Origin of the sequence: Amycolatopsis sp. w19 (genome assembly GCF_051373225.1) — a bacterium.
GTDB lineage: Bacteria > Actinomycetota > Actinomycetes > Mycobacteriales > Pseudonocardiaceae > Amycolatopsis > Amycolatopsis japonica.
Genome location: NZ_JBPQFM010000007.1, coordinates 235,245 through 251,743 on the forward strand (window position 1 = coordinate 235,245; position 16,499 = coordinate 251,743).

General features: G+C 67.5%; 14 protein-coding genes. 6 read left to right on the plus strand and 8 right to left on the minus strand.

Annotation, left to right across the window (positions count from 1 at the left end; translation table 11 throughout):
- The first annotated feature begins 72 nt into the window (after positions 1 to 72).
- Positions 73 to 669 carry a TetR/AcrR family transcriptional regulator gene (locus tag ACSMFO_RS17300; RefSeq protein ID WP_360124891.1) on the plus strand — a complete coding sequence of 199 codons (597 nt, stop codon included), beginning with the start codon at positions 73 to 75 and terminating at the stop codon, positions 667 to 669.
- On the opposite strand, the gene ACSMFO_RS17305 is transcribed toward ACSMFO_RS17300, so the two are convergent.
- On the minus strand, positions 587 to 1,381 hold the full coding sequence (locus ACSMFO_RS17305; protein ID WP_436459531.1) for a glycosyltransferase family 2 protein: 795 nt from the start codon (positions 1,379 to 1,381) through the stop codon (positions 587 to 589). The genes ACSMFO_RS17300 and ACSMFO_RS17305 overlap by 83 nt on opposite strands.
- A 2-nt stretch (positions 1,382 to 1,383) precedes the next feature.
- Positions 1,384 to 2,013 carry a class I SAM-dependent DNA methyltransferase gene (locus ACSMFO_RS17310; protein ID WP_436459533.1) on the minus strand — a complete coding sequence of 210 codons (630 nt, stop codon included), beginning with the start codon at positions 2,011 to 2,013 and terminating at the stop codon, positions 1,384 to 1,386.
- A 130-nt stretch (positions 2,014 to 2,143) separates the two neighbouring features.
- On the opposite strand from ACSMFO_RS17310, the gene ACSMFO_RS17315 reads away from it, so the two are divergent.
- A complete protein-coding gene (locus tag ACSMFO_RS17315) occupies positions 2,144 to 2,488 on the plus strand; it encodes an MmcQ/YjbR family DNA-binding protein (RefSeq protein ID WP_038512763.1) in 345 nt (114 codons plus the stop codon).
- 763 nt (positions 2,489 to 3,251) lie between these two features.
- Here ACSMFO_RS17315 and ACSMFO_RS17320 read toward each other — a convergent pair.
- Both ACSMFO_RS17320 and abc-f read right to left on the minus strand, forming a co-directional pair.
- A complete protein-coding gene (locus ACSMFO_RS17320; RefSeq protein WP_436459534.1) occupies positions 3,252 to 4,505 on the minus strand; it encodes a DUF222 domain-containing protein in 1,254 nt (417 codons plus the stop codon).
- A gap of 164 nt (positions 4,506 to 4,669) precedes the next feature.
- The gene (gene abc-f, locus ACSMFO_RS17325; protein WP_436459536.1) at positions 4,670 to 6,289 is read right to left on the minus strand and encodes a ribosomal protection-like ABC-F family protein; all 1,620 of its coding nucleotides are present in this window, start codon (positions 6,287 to 6,289) and stop codon (positions 4,670 to 4,672) included.
- 427 nt (positions 6,290 to 6,716) lie between these two features.
- On the opposite strand from abc-f, the gene ACSMFO_RS17330 reads away from it, so the two are divergent.
- Positions 6,717 to 8,021, plus strand: a complete 1,305-nt coding sequence (locus ACSMFO_RS17330) for a hypothetical protein (protein WP_436459538.1) — start codon at positions 6,717 to 6,719, stop codon at positions 8,019 to 8,021.
- 52 nt (positions 8,022 to 8,073) lie between these two features.
- Here the strand turns inward: ACSMFO_RS17330 and ACSMFO_RS17335 are convergent, their stop codons facing one another.
- From ACSMFO_RS17335 to ACSMFO_RS17350, 4 genes are read right to left on the minus strand one after another with little or no spacing between them, the layout of a single operon-like run.
- Positions 8,074 to 9,483 (minus strand): GH1 family beta-glucosidase, encoded by a 1,410-nt coding sequence (locus ACSMFO_RS17335; protein WP_436459540.1) that lies wholly within the window; start codon positions 9,481 to 9,483, stop codon positions 8,074 to 8,076.
- On the minus strand, positions 9,480 to 10,337 hold the full coding sequence (locus ACSMFO_RS17340) for a carbohydrate ABC transporter permease (protein WP_038512776.1): 858 nt from the start codon (positions 10,335 to 10,337) through the stop codon (positions 9,480 to 9,482). Before ACSMFO_RS17340 ends, ACSMFO_RS17335 begins: the two co-directional genes overlap by 4 nt.
- On the minus strand, positions 10,334 to 11,314 hold the full coding sequence (locus ACSMFO_RS17345; RefSeq protein WP_436459542.1) for a carbohydrate ABC transporter permease: 981 nt from the start codon (positions 11,312 to 11,314) through the stop codon (positions 10,334 to 10,336). Before ACSMFO_RS17345 ends, ACSMFO_RS17340 begins: the two co-directional genes overlap by 4 nt.
- A gap of 3 nt (positions 11,315 to 11,317) precedes the next feature.
- Positions 11,318 to 12,619, minus strand: a complete 1,302-nt coding sequence (locus ACSMFO_RS17350; RefSeq protein ID WP_436459544.1) for an ABC transporter substrate-binding protein — start codon at positions 12,617 to 12,619, stop codon at positions 11,318 to 11,320.
- A 180-nt stretch (positions 12,620 to 12,799) separates the two neighbouring features.
- Here ACSMFO_RS17350 and ACSMFO_RS17355 point away from each other — a divergent pair, with 180 nt between their 5' ends.
- From ACSMFO_RS17355 to ACSMFO_RS17365, 3 genes are all read left to right on the plus strand, one after another.
- On the plus strand, positions 12,800 to 13,846 hold the full coding sequence (locus ACSMFO_RS17355; protein WP_083649751.1) for a LacI family DNA-binding transcriptional regulator: 1,047 nt from the start codon (positions 12,800 to 12,802) through the stop codon (positions 13,844 to 13,846).
- 568 nt (positions 13,847 to 14,414) lie between these two features.
- Positions 14,415 to 15,428, plus strand: a complete 1,014-nt coding sequence (locus ACSMFO_RS17360; RefSeq protein ID WP_038512787.1) for a LacI family DNA-binding transcriptional regulator — start codon at positions 14,415 to 14,417, stop codon at positions 15,426 to 15,428.
- A gap of 34 nt (positions 15,429 to 15,462) precedes the next feature.
- Complete coding sequence (locus ACSMFO_RS17365; RefSeq protein WP_436459545.1) at positions 15,463 to 16,479, plus strand: ABC transporter substrate-binding protein; 1,017 nt, start codon at positions 15,463 to 15,465, stop codon at positions 16,477 to 16,479.
- Positions 16,480 to 16,499: the final 20 nt, after the last annotated feature.

Genomic DNA, 16,499 nt, shown 5'->3' on the forward strand with positions numbered 1-16,499 from the left:
CGCTGTTGAACCGGCATCCAATAGCGAGCGTGGCCTGTTACTGAACCCGTGTCAAGTAAGTACGATGCCCGGATGGCGCCGAGTACTTCCGGGAAGCCCCGCAGCAGGCTGTCCACCGCCGAGCGGCGGGAACAACTGCTGCGGATCGGTGCCCGCCTGTTCGCGGAGCGGCCGTATGACGACGTGTGGATCGAGCAAGTCGCGGACATCGCCGAGGTGTCCCGAGGGCTGCTGTACCACTACTTCCCGACGAAACGGGACTTCGTCACCGAGGTCATCAGGGCACAGGGCGAGCGGCTGCTCGAGATGACCAAGTCCGATCCCACGCTGCCGGTCGAGGAGCAGCTGACGGCCGGCCTCGACGCGTACCTCCGCTATGTCGAAGCCAACGAGGACGGGTACCGGGCGCTGCATTCGGGCACGTCCATCGCCGTCGACGGCGTCCGCGAGGTCCTGGACAACAACTTCGCCGAACAGGGCCGCCGCATCCTCGAAGTGCTGTGCCCGGACAGCGAGCCGCCGGAGGCTTTGCGGGTGCTCGTCCGCGGTTGGCTGGCGTTCGTCGTGGCGGTCTGCCTCGACTGGCTCAAGTACCGGAGGTTGACCCGGGAGGAGATCCGGGATCTGTGCGCGAAGGCGTTGCTCGACATCGTCGACCTGCCAACATGACTTCGGCGCGTTCCTCGATCAGCCTCATCCGCGCGAGCCGCTCGCCGTCGTCGTTGTGCGCCGCGGACTTGGTGACCTGTCCGGGCCACTTCCGGTAGAACATGCCGCACGTGGCGATGAAGTAGCCGTCCGAGCAGGCGTTGGCGGCGAGGATCAGCCCGGTGTCCTCCGACGCGGGCAGCGCCATCCAGCCGCCCAGCTCCAGCAGCAGTTCGCGGCGGATGCACAAGGTCCCGGCCACCACCGACGACACGTAACCGTTGCGCTGCCAGCGCCGCAGGATCGCGCCGCGCTCGATCGGCCCCTCGTCGGGGTCGCTGTCGAAGCCGGCCGTGGTCCCGTCCGGGAGGAGGTCGAGGACCCGGCAAGTGGTCCAGCCGATGGCGGGATCCGCGAGCGCGGCGATGTCCCGCGAGAGCGCGCTGGGTGTGAGGAGGTCGTCCGCGTCGAGGGCTTTGATCAGCTCCCCGGAGGCGCGGGACAGGGCCATCATCCGCGCGACCCCGGGACCGCCCCGGCGGCCCGAGCCGGGCAGCACTCGTGCGTCTGAGGGGAAGGCGTCGTCGAGCAGGCCGGTTTCGCCGTCTTCCTGCACCAGCCATTCCCAGCTCCAGCCGGGCGGAAGTTCCTGCGCGGCGAGGGAATCGTAGGCCTCGGTCAAGTACGGCAGGCTCGGGGCGTGGACCGGTGTGATCACGCTGATGGTCGGCATGATCAGCCCGGGCGCCGAGCGGTGATCAGGAGATGCTCTTCCGGCGGGGTCCCCGGCTCGTCCGCGGTGAAGACCTCCGAGTGTGTGCCGGTGACCTCCAGCCCGGCCGCTTCGACCCGCCGGACGAGGTCGTCCGGCGCGAAACTGGTCACGAGGAAGGAGCGGCTGAAGAACTCCGCCGGCGCGTCCTCGGCGTCCCGCGGAACGGTGACCAGCGCGAAAAGGCCACCTGGTACCAGCCAGCGCGCGATGTCGGCGAGCACGGCTTCGGTGTCCTTGCGCGGCATCTGGAGGAACGGGAAGAAGGCGCAGACGGCCTCCCAGGTCTCGGGTGGCGAGGCCCATTCGCGCACGTCGGCGTGGACGAACGTGGCGGCCGGAACCTGCTTATGCGCGATGTCGATCATCACCGACGACACGTCGAGCCCGGTCACCCGGTGGCCCGCGGCGGACAGTACCTCGGCGACCGGCTTGCCGGTACCGCTGCCGATGTCGAGCACCCTCGACGACGGCGGCAGGGTGTCCAGCAGATGCCGCACCGCCTTGTCGACCGCCGGAGCCCGCCCGAAGACGTCTTCGTAGTCGGACCCGATGGCGTCGAACAGCTCCGCCGCGGTGACGGGTCGGTCCATTGCGCAGCTCCCCGGATCGAGTGGATCTCCCTCGGCGAATCTACCGTTCCCCCGGATCGCCGTCTCCCGTCCTCAAAGGAAGTGGCCGTTTAGACTGGGGTGGACGGAGTTCCTGGGGTTTGGGGTACAGATGAGCGTGTCGAGTGACGAGTTCCACCGGATGCTGAAGACGCTCGCCGACGTCGAGCGCTCCGACGCGAAGGAGTGGGAGTCGTTCAGCGTGCGCGGGAAGCGGTTCGGCTACTACTGGCCGCGGACCCAGACCGTCGGACTGAAGCAGACCCTCTCGGAGCAGGAAGCCCTCGTGGCCGAACGACCCGACGTCTTCGAAGTGCAGTTCACCGCCGGGGGATTCGGCTGGGTGGTGGTCTACCTCGACGGCATCGAATCCGACGAGCTCACCGAATTGGTCTACGAGGCGTGGCGGCTTTCCGCTCCCGAAGAACTCGTCGCGCAGGTTCCGCCGCCGTGCTGAGCGTTAGCGCATTCGTGTGTTGACGCGCGTCACTCTTTTCGTGGGGAACGTTTTCGGGGGCGTGGCGTTGTAGAGGGTGTCGGTACGGATGGTGCCCCCGGGCCTCACCCTTCGCCTTCATGGAATGCCGGTTCGGCCGGAGCCATGTCGTGCCTTTCGCCGAGAGGCGGCCCACCGTATCGGCCTTTGCTCCCGCTTCCGCTCGCAGGTAACCCCCAGGCCTTCGCTGAGCGGGAGCGGGTCTTTTTATTCCGTCCGTTGACGTGGGTCACTCTTTTGTTCGTGTAGACGCGGGTCACATCGATTCGGGCTCGTCGGCGGGGAACATTTCCGGCGGTGGTGCGTTGTAGAGAGTGTCGGTACGGATGGTGCCCCCGGGCCTCACCCTTCGCCTTCACGGAATACCGGTTCGGCCGGAGCCGCGTTGAGCCACTCGCCGAGAGGCGGCCCCCGTACCGGCCACAAACTCCCGCTTCCTGCTCGCAGGAACCCCCAGCCTTCGCTGAGCGGAAGCGGGACCTTTTCTTTTCTGCGGTGGATTGATTTCGCGGGCTCGGTACTTTCGTCGCCGAGGTACTGCGGGGCTCCGCTCGGTCTTTGGGTTCGTGACCGGTCCGTTGGCGAGGGACTGTGTGGATTTTGGGGCGTTGGATGACCCGAAATCCACACAGTCGTGCGTGATCGGTCAGCTCAGGAGCGGCCGGATACCGATGGAGCCCGGCGGGCATGCCGAAGGGCCCGTCGCCGGCGGGCTCCTCGGGGTTCAGACGTGATGCAGGGTGTTGCGCCTAGGTTTTCGGAGCGGGTCACGGTATTGGGGTGGGATGAACTCCGGTAGGCCGTCGGCCGCCGTGCGTACTTCCCAGTCACCGTGGTGAATCAACCGGTGATGGAAACCGCACAGGAGGACCAGATTCCGAAGATCGGTCGGACCGCCGTCTGCCCAGTGCTCAATATGATGAGCGTGGCAATTCTTCGGTTTCCGATGACACCCCGGGAAGGCACAGCCACCGTCGCGGATGTTCAACGCACGTCTCTGGCCGGGAGTGACGAACCGTCTCAGGCGACCCATGTCCAGTGGTTCACCCGAGGCACCCATCACGACCGGCACCATCAGGCAATCACAGGCCGCTAGCCGGGCTTCCCGCGCCGTCATCGTCCCCACGAAATCGAGACACGCGGTCCCGAGACCGGACTTCAGTTCCTCGAGTCCGACGGTGACGTGCACGAGCGTGCGATAGCCGCTGGTCCCCGGTTGGTCCGGGCAGGCGATCGCCAGATCGAGCAGTTCGGCCCAGGCATCTCCCATGCGCTCGCACGTCATCCGCAGATCCGCCTGCCCGAACTCATCCACCGGCCGCGGCTGGGCATGCGCCTCCAACGCCGCCGCGGTCCGGGCCCCGGTCTCGTCATCGAGAAGACCGGTGAGCTTCCAGAACCCATCCTTGCGGCGCTCCAGGGTGATCTCCCGGCGTGGTTCCTTCGGCTCAGGATCTTTGGGTTCCTTGCCGTCGGGATTCAGCAAGCCTTGCAGGTTCGCCTCGGCCTTGGCGAGCTGGCGGGGACCGGCGTTCGGGGCGAGATTGGCGAGGATCTGCTCCGCACCCGCCCGCTCCTCCGCCGAAATGTCGGCCGGGAGGTTCTTCAAGATCTCCAGGATCTGATCGATCCGCTCATCCCCGACCAACCCCTGAGCCGCGACCGCAGCAGTCGCGGGCGCGACCGGCGGAACCTCCGTCCCATCCAACGCACGCGTCGGATTCAACGCGATCGCCCGCTTCACGATCGGACCCGCCTCACCCCGAGCCAACCCCGCGATCTCCGCGAACCAGCTCGCCGTACTCCCATGCCCATACAAGTCTTTGACACCCCGAGACTCGATCTCCGCCAGAAACCGACCCAGACAAGCGGTCGCGATCCGAATCAGCTGCAACGTCTGCTGCACGCCGTGGGCAAGCTCCAGCTTGCCGGCACGCCACAGCTCCTGCGGCAACTCGGGGAGGAAGGTCTCGGACACCCCTCCATAATACCGAAGAAATCGAACACATGTTCGTAATTTTAAGCAACAATCAAGAACGCGTGAACAACACTGAAGAGTGACGCCACCCGCGCGAAGGTCACGCAAGGAAAACGAGCCGCAGTTAGTCGACTAAATGCGAAACAGGCACCCCGAAGCGCGGATCAGGACTCGACAAGAGCCCCATCGGTCAACCGTACCCGCCGATCCACCTTGATCTCCTTCAGGAACCGCTCATCATGACTCACCACCACGAAAGCTCCCTGATAAGCACCCAGCGCGCTCTCCAGCTGTCCGACGCTGACCAGGTCCAGATTGTTCGTCGGCTCGTCCAACAGGAGCAATTGCGGCGCGGGCTCGGCGAACAGGACGCAGGCCAGGGTGGCTCGAAGACGCTCGCCGCCGGAGAGCACTCCGACGGGAAGCTGGCTTCGCGCGCCTCGGAACAGGAAGCGGGCGAGCAGGGTCATCCGCTGTGACTCGGGGAGGCTCGGGGCGAAGGTGGCGAAGTTCTCGGCGATGGTCCGGTCGAGGTCCAGGAGATCGAGCCGTTGCGAGAGGTACGCGATCCGGCCCTCCGCCCTCTTCAACACGCCGCTGTCCGGCGTGAGGTCGCCGTTGAGCACCCGCAGGAGCGTCGACTTCCCCGTGCCGTTCCCGCCGGTCAGCGCGATCCGTTCGGGGCCGCGGATCGTCAGGTCGACGCCGTCGCCCGCGAAGACGTTCCGGTCGCCGTAGCGGACCTGGATGTGCTCGCCGTGGAACATCGTGCGCCCGGCGGGGACGTTGGTGCCCGGCAGGATCAGCGCGATCTTCTGGTCGTCGCGGAGGGACCGTTCGGCCTCGTCGAGGCGGTTCTTCGCGTCGTTGACCCGGGCCGCGTGCGTCTCGTTCGCCTTGCCGGCGGACTCCTGGGCGTTGCGTTTCATGGTGCCGGCGAAGATCTTCGGCAGCCCGGCGTTGCCGAGGTTGCGGGCCGCGTTGCCCGCGCGCCGCGCCGCCCGTTCGCGTGCCTGCTGCATCTCCCGCTTCTCGCGTTTGACCTCTTGCTCGGCGCTGCGGACGTTGCGTTCGGCGACCTCCTGTTCGGCCTTGACCGCCGCTTCGTATTGGGTGAAATTGCCGCCGTGGTACCGGAGATCGCCGCGGTCGAGTTCGGCGATCCGGTCCATCCGGTCGAGCAGTTCGCGGTCGTGACTCACCAGCAGCAGGCAGCCGGACCAGTCCTCGAGTACGCCGTAGAGCTTGCGCCGGGCGTCGAGGTCGAGGTTGTTGGTCGGTTCGTCCAGCAGCAGGATGTCCGGCCGTTTCAGCAACTGTGCCGCCAGGCCGAGGGAGATGATCTGCCCACCGCTCAACGTCCGCAGGCTCCGGTCCAGCGAGATGCCGTCGAGACCGAGCCGGTCGAGCTGCGCGCGGGTGCGCTCCTCGATGTCCCAGTCGTTCCCGATGGTGGTGAAGTGCTCTTCGCTCGCGTCGCCGGACTCGATGGCGCTCAGTGCCGTGAGCTGCGGCGCGATGCCCAGTACCTCGGCCACGTTCAGGTCGGCGGTGAGCGGCAGCGACTGCGGCAGGTAGCCGAGGACTCCCTGAGCGGCAACGGACCCGGACACCGGCCGCAGCTCGCCGGCGATCAGCTTGAGCAGCGTGCTCTTGCCCGCCCCGTTCGGCGCGACCAGGCCGGTGCGGCCGCCGGGCACGGTGAAGGACAGGTCGTCGAAGACCGGGGTGTCGTCCGGCCAGGCGAAGGACAGGGCGGACACGACGACGAAGGCGTCTGACATGGAAATGACCTCGTGGAAGACAGCGGGCGCCGCAAGGCCGCACCGCGGTGGACGTGGCTGTGAAGGGACGACAAAGTGGCCACGTCGGCGTCAACGCCGGTGGCCTGCCAACTCCGGCTCACCCGGAGATGTCGTCTTCACCTGCCACGTCTGGTCTCCCTGTTCGTCGATCAGGTCCGTCCCCACGATAACAAGACCTGCCGGGACTCGGCCACCGCAATACCGCCGGGGTGACGGTGAACCGATACGACTTCCGCTTTCCATCTGGCTTTTCACCACGATTCCCGATAATCGGTAATCGTGTGATGTGGATCACATCCATTGAAGAGCCGGATTGGCACTTCTAATTTTTTCGGTGCGACGTTTCGCGACTGGGGAATTCCGCGAAAACGTCCTAACCCGATTCCTTGACTTGAGAGGTTCTTCGATGACGCCGAGTGCCGGATCCCGAAGACGAATCGCGACCACGGCCACCATGCTGGGGGCGTTCGCCCTGGTCGCTCCACCGGCGCAAGCCGCCGAAACCGCCGTTCCCTGCGATCCGGCCGCACTGGTCCAGGCCGTCGCCGACGCCAACGCCACCGCCGAGCCGGACACGCTGACCCTGGCGGCGAACTGCGCCTACACGCTCACGGCGGTCGCCGACACCACCTGGAATTCCGGGCTGCCCTCCATCGAGGGAAAGCTCACCGTCCAAGGCAATCACGCGACGATCGAACGCGCCAAGGACGCGCCCCGATTCCGGATCATCTCCAATTGGGGGGACCTGACGCTGAACGAGGTCACGATCGCCGGTGGTCACGCTTCCGACGGAGTCGGGACCAACTCCTATGGCGACGCGAACCCGGGTGGATCCGGCGGCGGTATCCAAAGCCGGGGCCCGCTGACCATCACCGACAGCGTCATCAGCGGCAACACCGCGGGCTCGGGGGCTCCTGGCGCCGACGCGACCGCTACCGCCTACGCCGGCCGCGGGGGCGGCGGAGGTTTCGGCGGCGGCATCTCCTCGTACTCGTCGTCGCAGATTCCGTTGACGATCACTCGTACCAAGATCACCGGGAACGCCGGCGGCTCCGGCGGGCCGGGCGGAAACGGCGTGGCCGCCAAACCGGGCGGCCGAGGCGGGGCCGCCGGATTCGGCGGGGGCATCGACGCTCTCAGCGGTACCGTCCTGCGGATCACCGGCGGCATCATCACCGGTAACAGCGCCGGGGCCGGTGGCAAGGGCGGCGCGGGAGGAGCCGAGGGCGGCGGAGCCGGAGATGGCGGCAGCGGCGGCGTCGCGGGCGGCGTGTTCGTGTCGTCCAGCGGGGGAGTGCTGCTCAATCCCGCCATCGTCGGCGCCACCGTCGCGAGCAATCAGTCGGGCCGAGGCGGTGACGCCGGTGTCGCAGGGCCGGGCGGATACTCCGGATACGCCGGCTACGGAGGCCGAGGCGGCGGAATCGGCGTATTCGACGACACTCTCACGCTCGACGACGTGAAGGTCAGCGACAATGTCGCGGGCGAGCCTGGAGCCGGCTCGTACCCGCTTCCGGCGTCCGGTGGTGGCATCCACACGCTCGACGCGCACGTCACGCTGGTGAACGGGGCCGCGGTGAGCGGCGACCTGCCGGACAACTGTGTCTACCCGGCGGACGTGCCCGGTTGCGTCAACGACTTCCGGACCGCCGAGGCCCACAGCCCTGACCAGTGGGCCGTCGCCGAACGGGCCGCGGTCATCCGCCGGTAGCCGTCAGGCAAGGGTTGTTCGGGACGAAGAACCGCCCGAACAACCCTTGCCGTCAGCTCAGCCCGTTGAGGCTGATCGTCCGGGCGTACCAGAGCGCGCTCCGCTTCGGCGTCCGCCGCTGGGTCGCGTAGTCGACGTGCACCAGGCCGAACCGCTTGGCGTACCCCTCCGCCCACTCGAAGTTGTCGAGCAGCGACCAGTAGAAGTAGCCGCGCAGGTCCACGCCAGCCTCGATCGCCTCGTACGCGGCGCGCAGATGCGAGTCGAGGAAGGCGATCCGGTCGGTGTCCGCGATGTCCCCGCCGATCAGCGCGTCGGGATACGAAGCACCGTTTTCGGTGATGTACAACGGGATCGGCCGATAGGCGCGGTGAACCTGAAGCAGGCATTCGGTGAGCCGCGACGGCTGGACTTCCCAGCCCGAGTCGGTGCGTGGTGCCGCCTCGTCGGGGACGAAATGGACGTCGGGGGAGCCGAGCCAGTCGGCGCCCGCCGGTTCGCTGCCGGGCAGGGGAGTGCCCGCGACCTGGTAGCCGCGGTAGTAGTTGATGCCCAGCCAATCGATCGGGGTGGCGATGGTCGCGAGATCGCCGTCCCGCACGAGCTCCTCGATGCCGAGCGGCGCCAGGTCGGCTCGCAGGTCCGCCGGGTAGGAGCCACGAAGCACCGGGTCCAGGAACAGCCGGTTCTGCAGACCGTCGATCCGGCGCGCGGCCTCCACATCCACAGTGGACGAAGGGTCGACCGCCGACACCGGATAAAGGTTCAGTGTCACCCCCGACGACGCGGCGGGCGCGTGCCGCCGCAGGACGTCCATCGCGAGCCCGTGTCCCAGCAGCAGATGGTGTGCGGCCGCGACGGCGGCGCGGGGCTCCTGCCTGCCGGGCGCGTGGATCCCGCGCGCGTAGCCCAGCATCGCGGCGCACCACGGCTCGTTCAGGGTGGACCAGCGCGGCACGCGGTCGCCCAGGTGCGCGACGACCGTTTCGGCGTATTCGGCGAACCGGAAGGCGGTCTCGCGTGCCGCCCAGCCGCCCTGGTCTTCCAGGGACTGGGGGAGATCCCAGTGATAGAGCGTCGCCCAAGGCTCCACTCCGGCTTCGAGCAGCTTGTCCACGAGCCGGTCGTAGAACGCGAGCCCCCGGGGATTCGGGGCGCCGCCGTCGGGCCGGATTCGCGGCCACGACAGGGAAAACCGGTACGCGCCGAGCCCGAGCCGCCGCATCAGGTCGACGTCTTCGGCGTAGCGCCGGTAGTGATCGGCGCCCGGTTCCCCGGTGTCGCCGCCGACGACGGCGCCGGGACGGCGGGCGAAGACGTCCCAGATCGAGTCCGTCCGGCCGTCGGCGGTCGTCGCCCCTTCGACCTGGAAGGCCGCGGTGGCGGCGCCCCACACGAATCCGGGCGGGAACAGCAGCGCGGTCGTCGCCCGGACACTGTCGGGATGAGCGGACATGGTCACCCTTTCACGGCACCTTGCATGATCCCGGCCACGATCTGGCGGCCGAGGAGGAGGAAGACGATGAGGATCGGGATGGTGGCCAGGGTGGTTCCGGCCAGCACCAGCGAATAGTCGACGTAGTAGCCGCTCTGCAGCTTCTCCAGCGCCAGCTGGACGGTGGGGTTGCCGGCGTCCAGCACCACGAGCGGCCAGAGGAAGTCGTTCCACGACGTCATGAACGTGAACATCGCCAGGATCGCCGCCGCCGGGCGGACCGCGGGCAGGCAGACGTTCCAGAAGATCCGGATCATGCTGCAGCCGTCGACCCTCGCCGCCTCGATCAGTTCGTACGGCACCGCGTCCAGCGTGTACTGCCGCATCCAGAAGACCCCGAACGCGGTCACCAGGTTCGGCACGATCACCGACTGCAACCCGCCCGCCCAGCCGAATTCCGACATGGCCATGAACAGCGGGATGATGCCGAGCTGGGTCGGCACGGCGAGGGTGATGACGATGAACACGAACAGCCCGTTCCGGCCGCGGAACCGCAGTTTGGCGAACGCGAACCCGGCGAGCGCCGAGAACAGCACCGTGGTGAGGGTGACCGTGCCGGACACGATCAGGCTGTTCCCGAGCGCCTTCCAGAACGGCACGGTGTCGAACACCCTCGCCGCGTTGGCGAAGAAGTTCCCGCCCGGCAGGAAGGGCGGCACCCGTTCGGTGAGCATTCCGCTGTCCCGGCTGGCCACCAGGAACGACCAGTAGAACGGGAAGAGCGAGCCCAGCACGAAGATCGTGAGCACGACGTAGGTCGCCCGGCGCGGTTTGCCGAGCGCCGAGACGCCCCGCTTGAGTCCCTTGTGGATCGTCGTCATTTCTTCTTCACCGCCGTGATCCTGCCGGTGAGGAAGAAGTTCACCAGCGCGATCAGCACGATGATCACGAACAGCACCCACGCGATCGCCGAGGCATAACCGAGTTCGTAGTTCTCGAAGGCCGTTTGGTAGAGGTACAACGTCACGGTCTGGAACTGGTTGGACGAGCCGCCGTTGTTCGAACCGGGCATGGCGTCGAACAGCTTGGGCTCGGTGAAGATCTGCAGGCCACCGATCGTCGAAGTGATCGTGACGAAGATCAGCGTCGGCTTCAGCAAGGGCAGCGTGATGCTGAAGAACCGGCGCGTTGTCCCCGCTCCGTCGATGAGGGCGGCCTCGTGCAGTTCCTTCGGGATGGCCTGCATCGCCGCCAGCACGATCAGCGCGTTGTACCCGGTCCAGCGCCAGTTCACCATGATCGCGATCGCGACATGGCTGCTGAACCGGCCGGCCTGCCAGTCGACCGGGTCCAGCCCGATCGTCTGCAGCAGACCGTTCACCAGCCCGTACTTCGGCCCGAACAGGTTCGCGAAGATGATGCCGAGTGCCACCAGGCTGGCGGCGTACGGGAGCAGGACGCCGACGCGCCAGCCGGTCGCCCCCCGGATCCTGGTGCTGAGCAGCGCCGCCAGGAGTACCGCGATGATCAGCTGCGGAACGCTGGAGAGCAGGAAGATGCTGACGGTGTTCTCGAGCGCGTTCCAGAACTGCGTGTCGGCGAACAGTTCCTTGAAGTTGTCCAGCCCGATGAAAGTGGGATCGTCATCACCCGCCTCCCAGCTGAACAGGGACACGTACGCCGTGTAGAGCAGCGGGAACAGCCCGACGATCCCGAACACCACGAAGAACGGGGCGATGTAGAGGTACGGCGAGACCTTGACGTCCCACCGGCTCAGCCGATGGCGGAGGGTGGGCCGGGGCGGTGTGCGCACCCCGGCCTTCGCCTCGTCCGGCGCGATCTTGTCGACGACGGTCATCGGTCAGCGCGTGATCTTCTTCGCGGCGTCGAGCAGTTGCGTCCAGCCCTCGGTCGCGGACTTGCCCTGTTCGACGGCCTGCAGCGCCGGGCTCGACGCGTTCTCCTGGATCTGGCCGTCACCGGGGCCCTTGTACTGCGGCTTCGCGACCTTCTTGGCCTGCTCGGCGAACAGCTGCCCGATCTTGGCGCCACCGAAGTAGGCGTCGGTCTCGCTCAGCAGCGCCGGGTCCTCCAGTGCCTTGGCCTGGCTGGGGAAGGTGCCCTTCGCCTTGAACGCCTTGATCTGCTGCTCGGGCGCGGTCAGCCAGGCGGCGAGCTCGGCCGCCTCCTCCGGGTGCTTCGACTGGGTGGGCACGGTGAGGTACGAACCGCCCCAGTTCCCGCCGCCACCGGGGAAGGCCGCGGTGACCGCCCACTTGCCGGCGTTCTCCGGGCCGGAGTGCTCTTCGATCACGCCGAGCATCCAGGCGGGGCACACCTTCGTGGCGAAGGCGCCCTGCTTGAACCCGGAGTTCCACTCGTTGCTGAACGCGGTCAGCTTCGCCGACTGTCCTTTCGCGACGGCGCCGGTGACCTTGGTCCAGGCGTCCTTGATGCCCTGGTTGGATTCCACCGCGAGCTTGTCGTCACTGCCGATGTAGCCGGTCGGGAGCTGGTTGACCATGGCGTTGAAGTTCTGCGCGGCCGAGTCGAACCAGGCCTTCCCGCCGGACTTGGCGACGTACTGCTCGCCCGCCGCGAAGTAGCTGTCCCAGGTCGCGAACAGCGGTTTGACCGCTTCGGGGTCGGACGGCATTCCCGCCGCTTCGAGCATGTCCTTGCGGTAGCACATGGCCAGCGGGCCGATGTCCGTCCCGTAGCCGATGACCTTGCCGTCCTTGGTCTTCGCCGCGTCGTACTTCCAGCCGAGCCAGCGGTCGGGGGACACGTCCGCCGGACCGATCTTGGTGAGGTCGTTGAACTTCGAGCCCTTGTCGAGGACGTTCGACAAGTGCCCTTCCTCGACGGCGGTGACGTCGGCGAGTCCGGAACCGGCGGCCAGTTTCGTGATCAGGTCCTGGTGGTACGGGCCGCCCTGACCGGTCTTGCGGTGGGTGATCTTGATGTTCGGGTGCAGCCGCTCGTACTCGGGGATCAGCTCCTCGTAGCCGAACTCGGTGAACGTCGCCAGTGACAACTCGACCTTGGCGTTCGGGTCGGACGCGGCGGGCGCCCCGCCGTCGTCACCGCCGCACGCCGCGAGTCCGAACGCCGTCATCGTGATACCCAGTGCCAGCACCAGGCCGTTCCGGATGCTTCTCACGTCATGTCCCTTGCAGGTGGGTGTGGGGAGAAAATGGGAGCGCTCCCAGGATGCGCAGAGTCTGTCGCCAAGGTATGGCCGTGTCAAGGGCTTGTAATGAGAGCGTTTCCATCAGGGGAGCGCTCTCAGTGCGGCGGCCCGCCGGACACTAAGCTGTCGGTGTCCGGATGAAGCTGAAGAGTGAAGGTGGCGCTGGTGGGGCCTCGACCAGAGGAAGACGGCAGGCCGACGCTGGAAGACGTCGCCGCGTCCGCCGGGGTCAGCCGGTCGACGGCGTCCCGTGCGCTGAACGACGACGGCTACGTCAGCGCGCGCTCCCGCGAGAAGGTCCAGGCCGCGGCCCGCGAACTCGGGTACTCCCCGAACCAGGCGGCCAGATCCCTGGTCACCAAGCGGACCGGCGCGGTCGCGGTCGTGCTGTCGGAGCCGGAGGCGCGGCTGCTCGACGACCCGTACCGCACCGCGGTCATGCGCGCGGGCTATCGCGAGCTCGCCGACATCGGCTGTCAGATGGTCTTGATCTTCAGTGACACCCGCGAAGACCTCGACCGCACGGTCCGGTTCCTGGACGGCGGGCACGTCGACGGCGTGCTGGTGTTCGCGCCGCATCGCACGGATCCGTTGCCCAAGGCGTTGCGGCAGTTGAGGATCCCGGTCGTGTACGGCGGGCAGGCCGCCGGGCTCAAACGCGGTGTCCACGTCGTCGACTTCGACAACGAGGGCGGCGCGAAGCTCGCCGTCGCGCATCTGGTCGAGGCCGGCCACCGGCGGATCGCCACGATCGCGGGCCCACAGGACCAGAGCGCGGCGATCGACCGGCTCTCCGGCTGGCGCAAGACCCTTCTCGACGCCGGGCTCGACCCCGCGGACCTGATGGAAGAGGGTGACTTCACCCTGACCGGCGGGGCGAAGGCGATGTCGAATCTGCTCGCCCGGCGGCCCGATCTCGACGCCGTCTTCGTGGCAAGCGACATGATGGCGCTCGGCGCGCTCCGCACGCTGCATTCGGCCGGGCGGCGGATTCCTTCGGACGTCGCCGTCGTCAGCTTCGACGACAACGCGACCCTCGCGCCGGAGATGGACCCGCCGCTGACGTCGGTCCACCAGGACCCTCGGGAACAGGTCCACGCGATGGTGGAGACCCTGCTCGCGGTGATGGACGACCGGGATCTCAAGCCCCGCCAGCGGATCTTGCCGGTCTCGCTCACGCATCGCGCCTCCAGCTGAGCCGGGGTGGTCGTGAGTGGCGTTTCGGGTTCTGGCGAGGAGTGGGTCAGAGGTGGTGCCTGCTTTGTGCCGGTACGTCCGGTTTCGCGGGGAGTCGTGAGTGGTAAAGAGGGTTAGAACGACCATCGCCACTCACGACCCCCCCGGGGTAATACTGCGCAAAGTGCCCAAATCGGACGCGTTGACCTCGAAAAGTGTCCGTTTTGGACAGTGCGCGGGGCGTGCCAGGCCTTGGTGGCGAGCCCGCTCGCACTGCCGACTCCATCTTGTGCAGAGCCGGCCGGTTCGCGTGACTGGACGGACGACACGTGTGACCCGACGGACGACACGCGTGACTGGTTGGACGGCATGGCGAGTCGTCCCTCTGGACACATGTGTCGTCCGCCCAGTCACGCGTGTCGTCCATCCACGCACGGCGGTAGGTGCCGAAGGCGCCCTTGGCACGTCGAACCTGGCTCATGGAACCGGTCCGTGACCCGACTGTGACTCGGGGAGCGCTTGACCCGGCTCGTGTTATCGCTAACACTTGCGGCACTCGTCACACGGTACCGGGATTGGGAGACAGGCGATGGCGCGCGAAACCACCGAGAGCAAGCAGGCCAGTCTCACCGACGTGGCCGCGCTCGCGGGTGTTTCGCATATGACGGTCTCGCGGGTCATCAACGGCACCGGCCCGGTCCGCGCCGAGACGCGGGTCCGCGTCAACGCGGCGATCGAGCAGCTGGACTACCGGCCGAACTCGGTCGCCCGCGCGCTGGTCACCGGCCGTTCGGGCACGCTCGGCGTGGTCGCGCTGGAGGCCAACCTCTACGGTCCGGCCAGCACGTTGAGCGGCATCGAGCACGCCGCCCGCGAGGCCGGCTACGCGACGACCATAACCAGCATCAGCCGTCCGGGCCGGTCGTCCATCACCGACGCCGTGGAGCGCCTCCGCCGCCAGGCCGTCGAGGGCATCGTCGTGATCGCGCCGCATGTCACCGCCGCCCGCGCGCTGGAGGCGGCGCCCAGCGACGTACCGCTCGTCGCGGTCGGCGGCGGCGAGAAGGCGCCGGTCCCGGTGATCTCGGTCGACCAGTTCGACGGCGCGCGCCGCGCCACCGAACATCTTCTCGGCCTCGGGCACGAGACGGTCTGGCACGTGGCCGGACCCGAGGATTGGCTGGAGGCGCTCGACCGCGAACGCGGCTGGCGCGAGACCCTGGAACGGCACGGCGCGCCGATCCCGCCCGTCATCCGCGGTGACTGGAGTGCGCGGTCCGGGTACGCGGCGGGGCGATCCCTCGTCGGCGAAAAGGGCCTGGACGCGGTGTTCGTGGCCAACGACCAGATGGCCCTCGGCTTCCTTCGCGCCTGCACCGAGGCGGGCGTGAACGTGCCGGGGGAGATGCGGATCGTCGGCTTCGACGACGTTCCCGAGGCGGCGTACTACACGCCGCCGCTGACGACGGTGCGCCAGGACTTCGTCGAAGTCGGCAGGCGCACGTTCGACCTGCTCCGCCGCCGGATGAACGGCGGTGAGGACCGAGATCGCGACCTGGTGGTCCCCGAACTGATCGTCCGGGAGAGCACCGGTCTTTCGTAGCTCCGAGAGCCGTTTCCCTCGGCTCAAGGCGTGAATGTTAACGCTAACTCAACTGATCAGTGCGGATCTAGGAGTCGATGTGGCAAGAAAACCGTGGACGGCGATCGTGGCCGGAGTGGCCGGGCTGCTCCTGCTCTCCGCGTGCGGCGGTGGCGGCGGGACGGGTGGCGGCGGCGGCCTCACCCTCGGGTTCGCCCAGGTGGGCGCGGAAAGCGGCTGGCGCACGGCGAACACGAAGTCGATCCAGGAGTCCGCGAAGGCGGCCGGGATCGAGCTGAAGTTCTCCGACGCGCAGCAGAAGCAGGAGAACCAGATCGCCGCGATCCGGTCCTACATCCAGCAGAAGGTCAAGGTGATCGCCTTCTCGCCGGTCGTGGAATCCGGCTGGGACACCGTGCTCAAGGAGGCGAAGACGGCGAACATCCCGGTGATCCTCACCGACCGGGCCGTCGACTCGGCGGACAAGTCGCTGTACAAGACCTTCCTCGGCTCGGATTTCGTCGCCGAGGGCAAGAAGGCGGGCGAGTGGCTGGCCAAGGAGTTCGGCTCGGCGGCGGGCGACGTCAGCATCGTGGAACTGCAGGGCACCACCGGTTCCGCACCGGCGAACGACCGCAAGAAGGGCTTCGCCGACGTCATCGCGTCGAACCCGAAGTTCAAGGTCGTCGCGTCGCAGACCGGTGAGTTCACCCGGGCGAAGGGCAAGGAGGTCATGGAGGCCTTCCTGAAGTCCCAGCCCAAGATCGACGTGCTGTACGCGCACAACGACGACATGGCCCTCGGTGCCATCGAAGCGATCGAGGCGGCGGGCAAGGTGCCGGGCAAGGACATCAAGATCGTCTCGGTCGACGGCGTCCGCGACGCCCTGCAGGCGCTGGCCGACGGCAAGATCAACCACGTCGTCGAGTGCAACCCGTTGCTCGGCCCGCAGTTGATGGATCTGGTGAAGAAGGTCGCCGCCGGGGAGCAGGTGCCGCCGCGCATCGAGACCACCGAGACCGAATTCGACCAGGCCGCGGCCAAGGCCGCGCTGCCGCAACGCCAGTACTGAGCCGATGACGGAAACCCCTG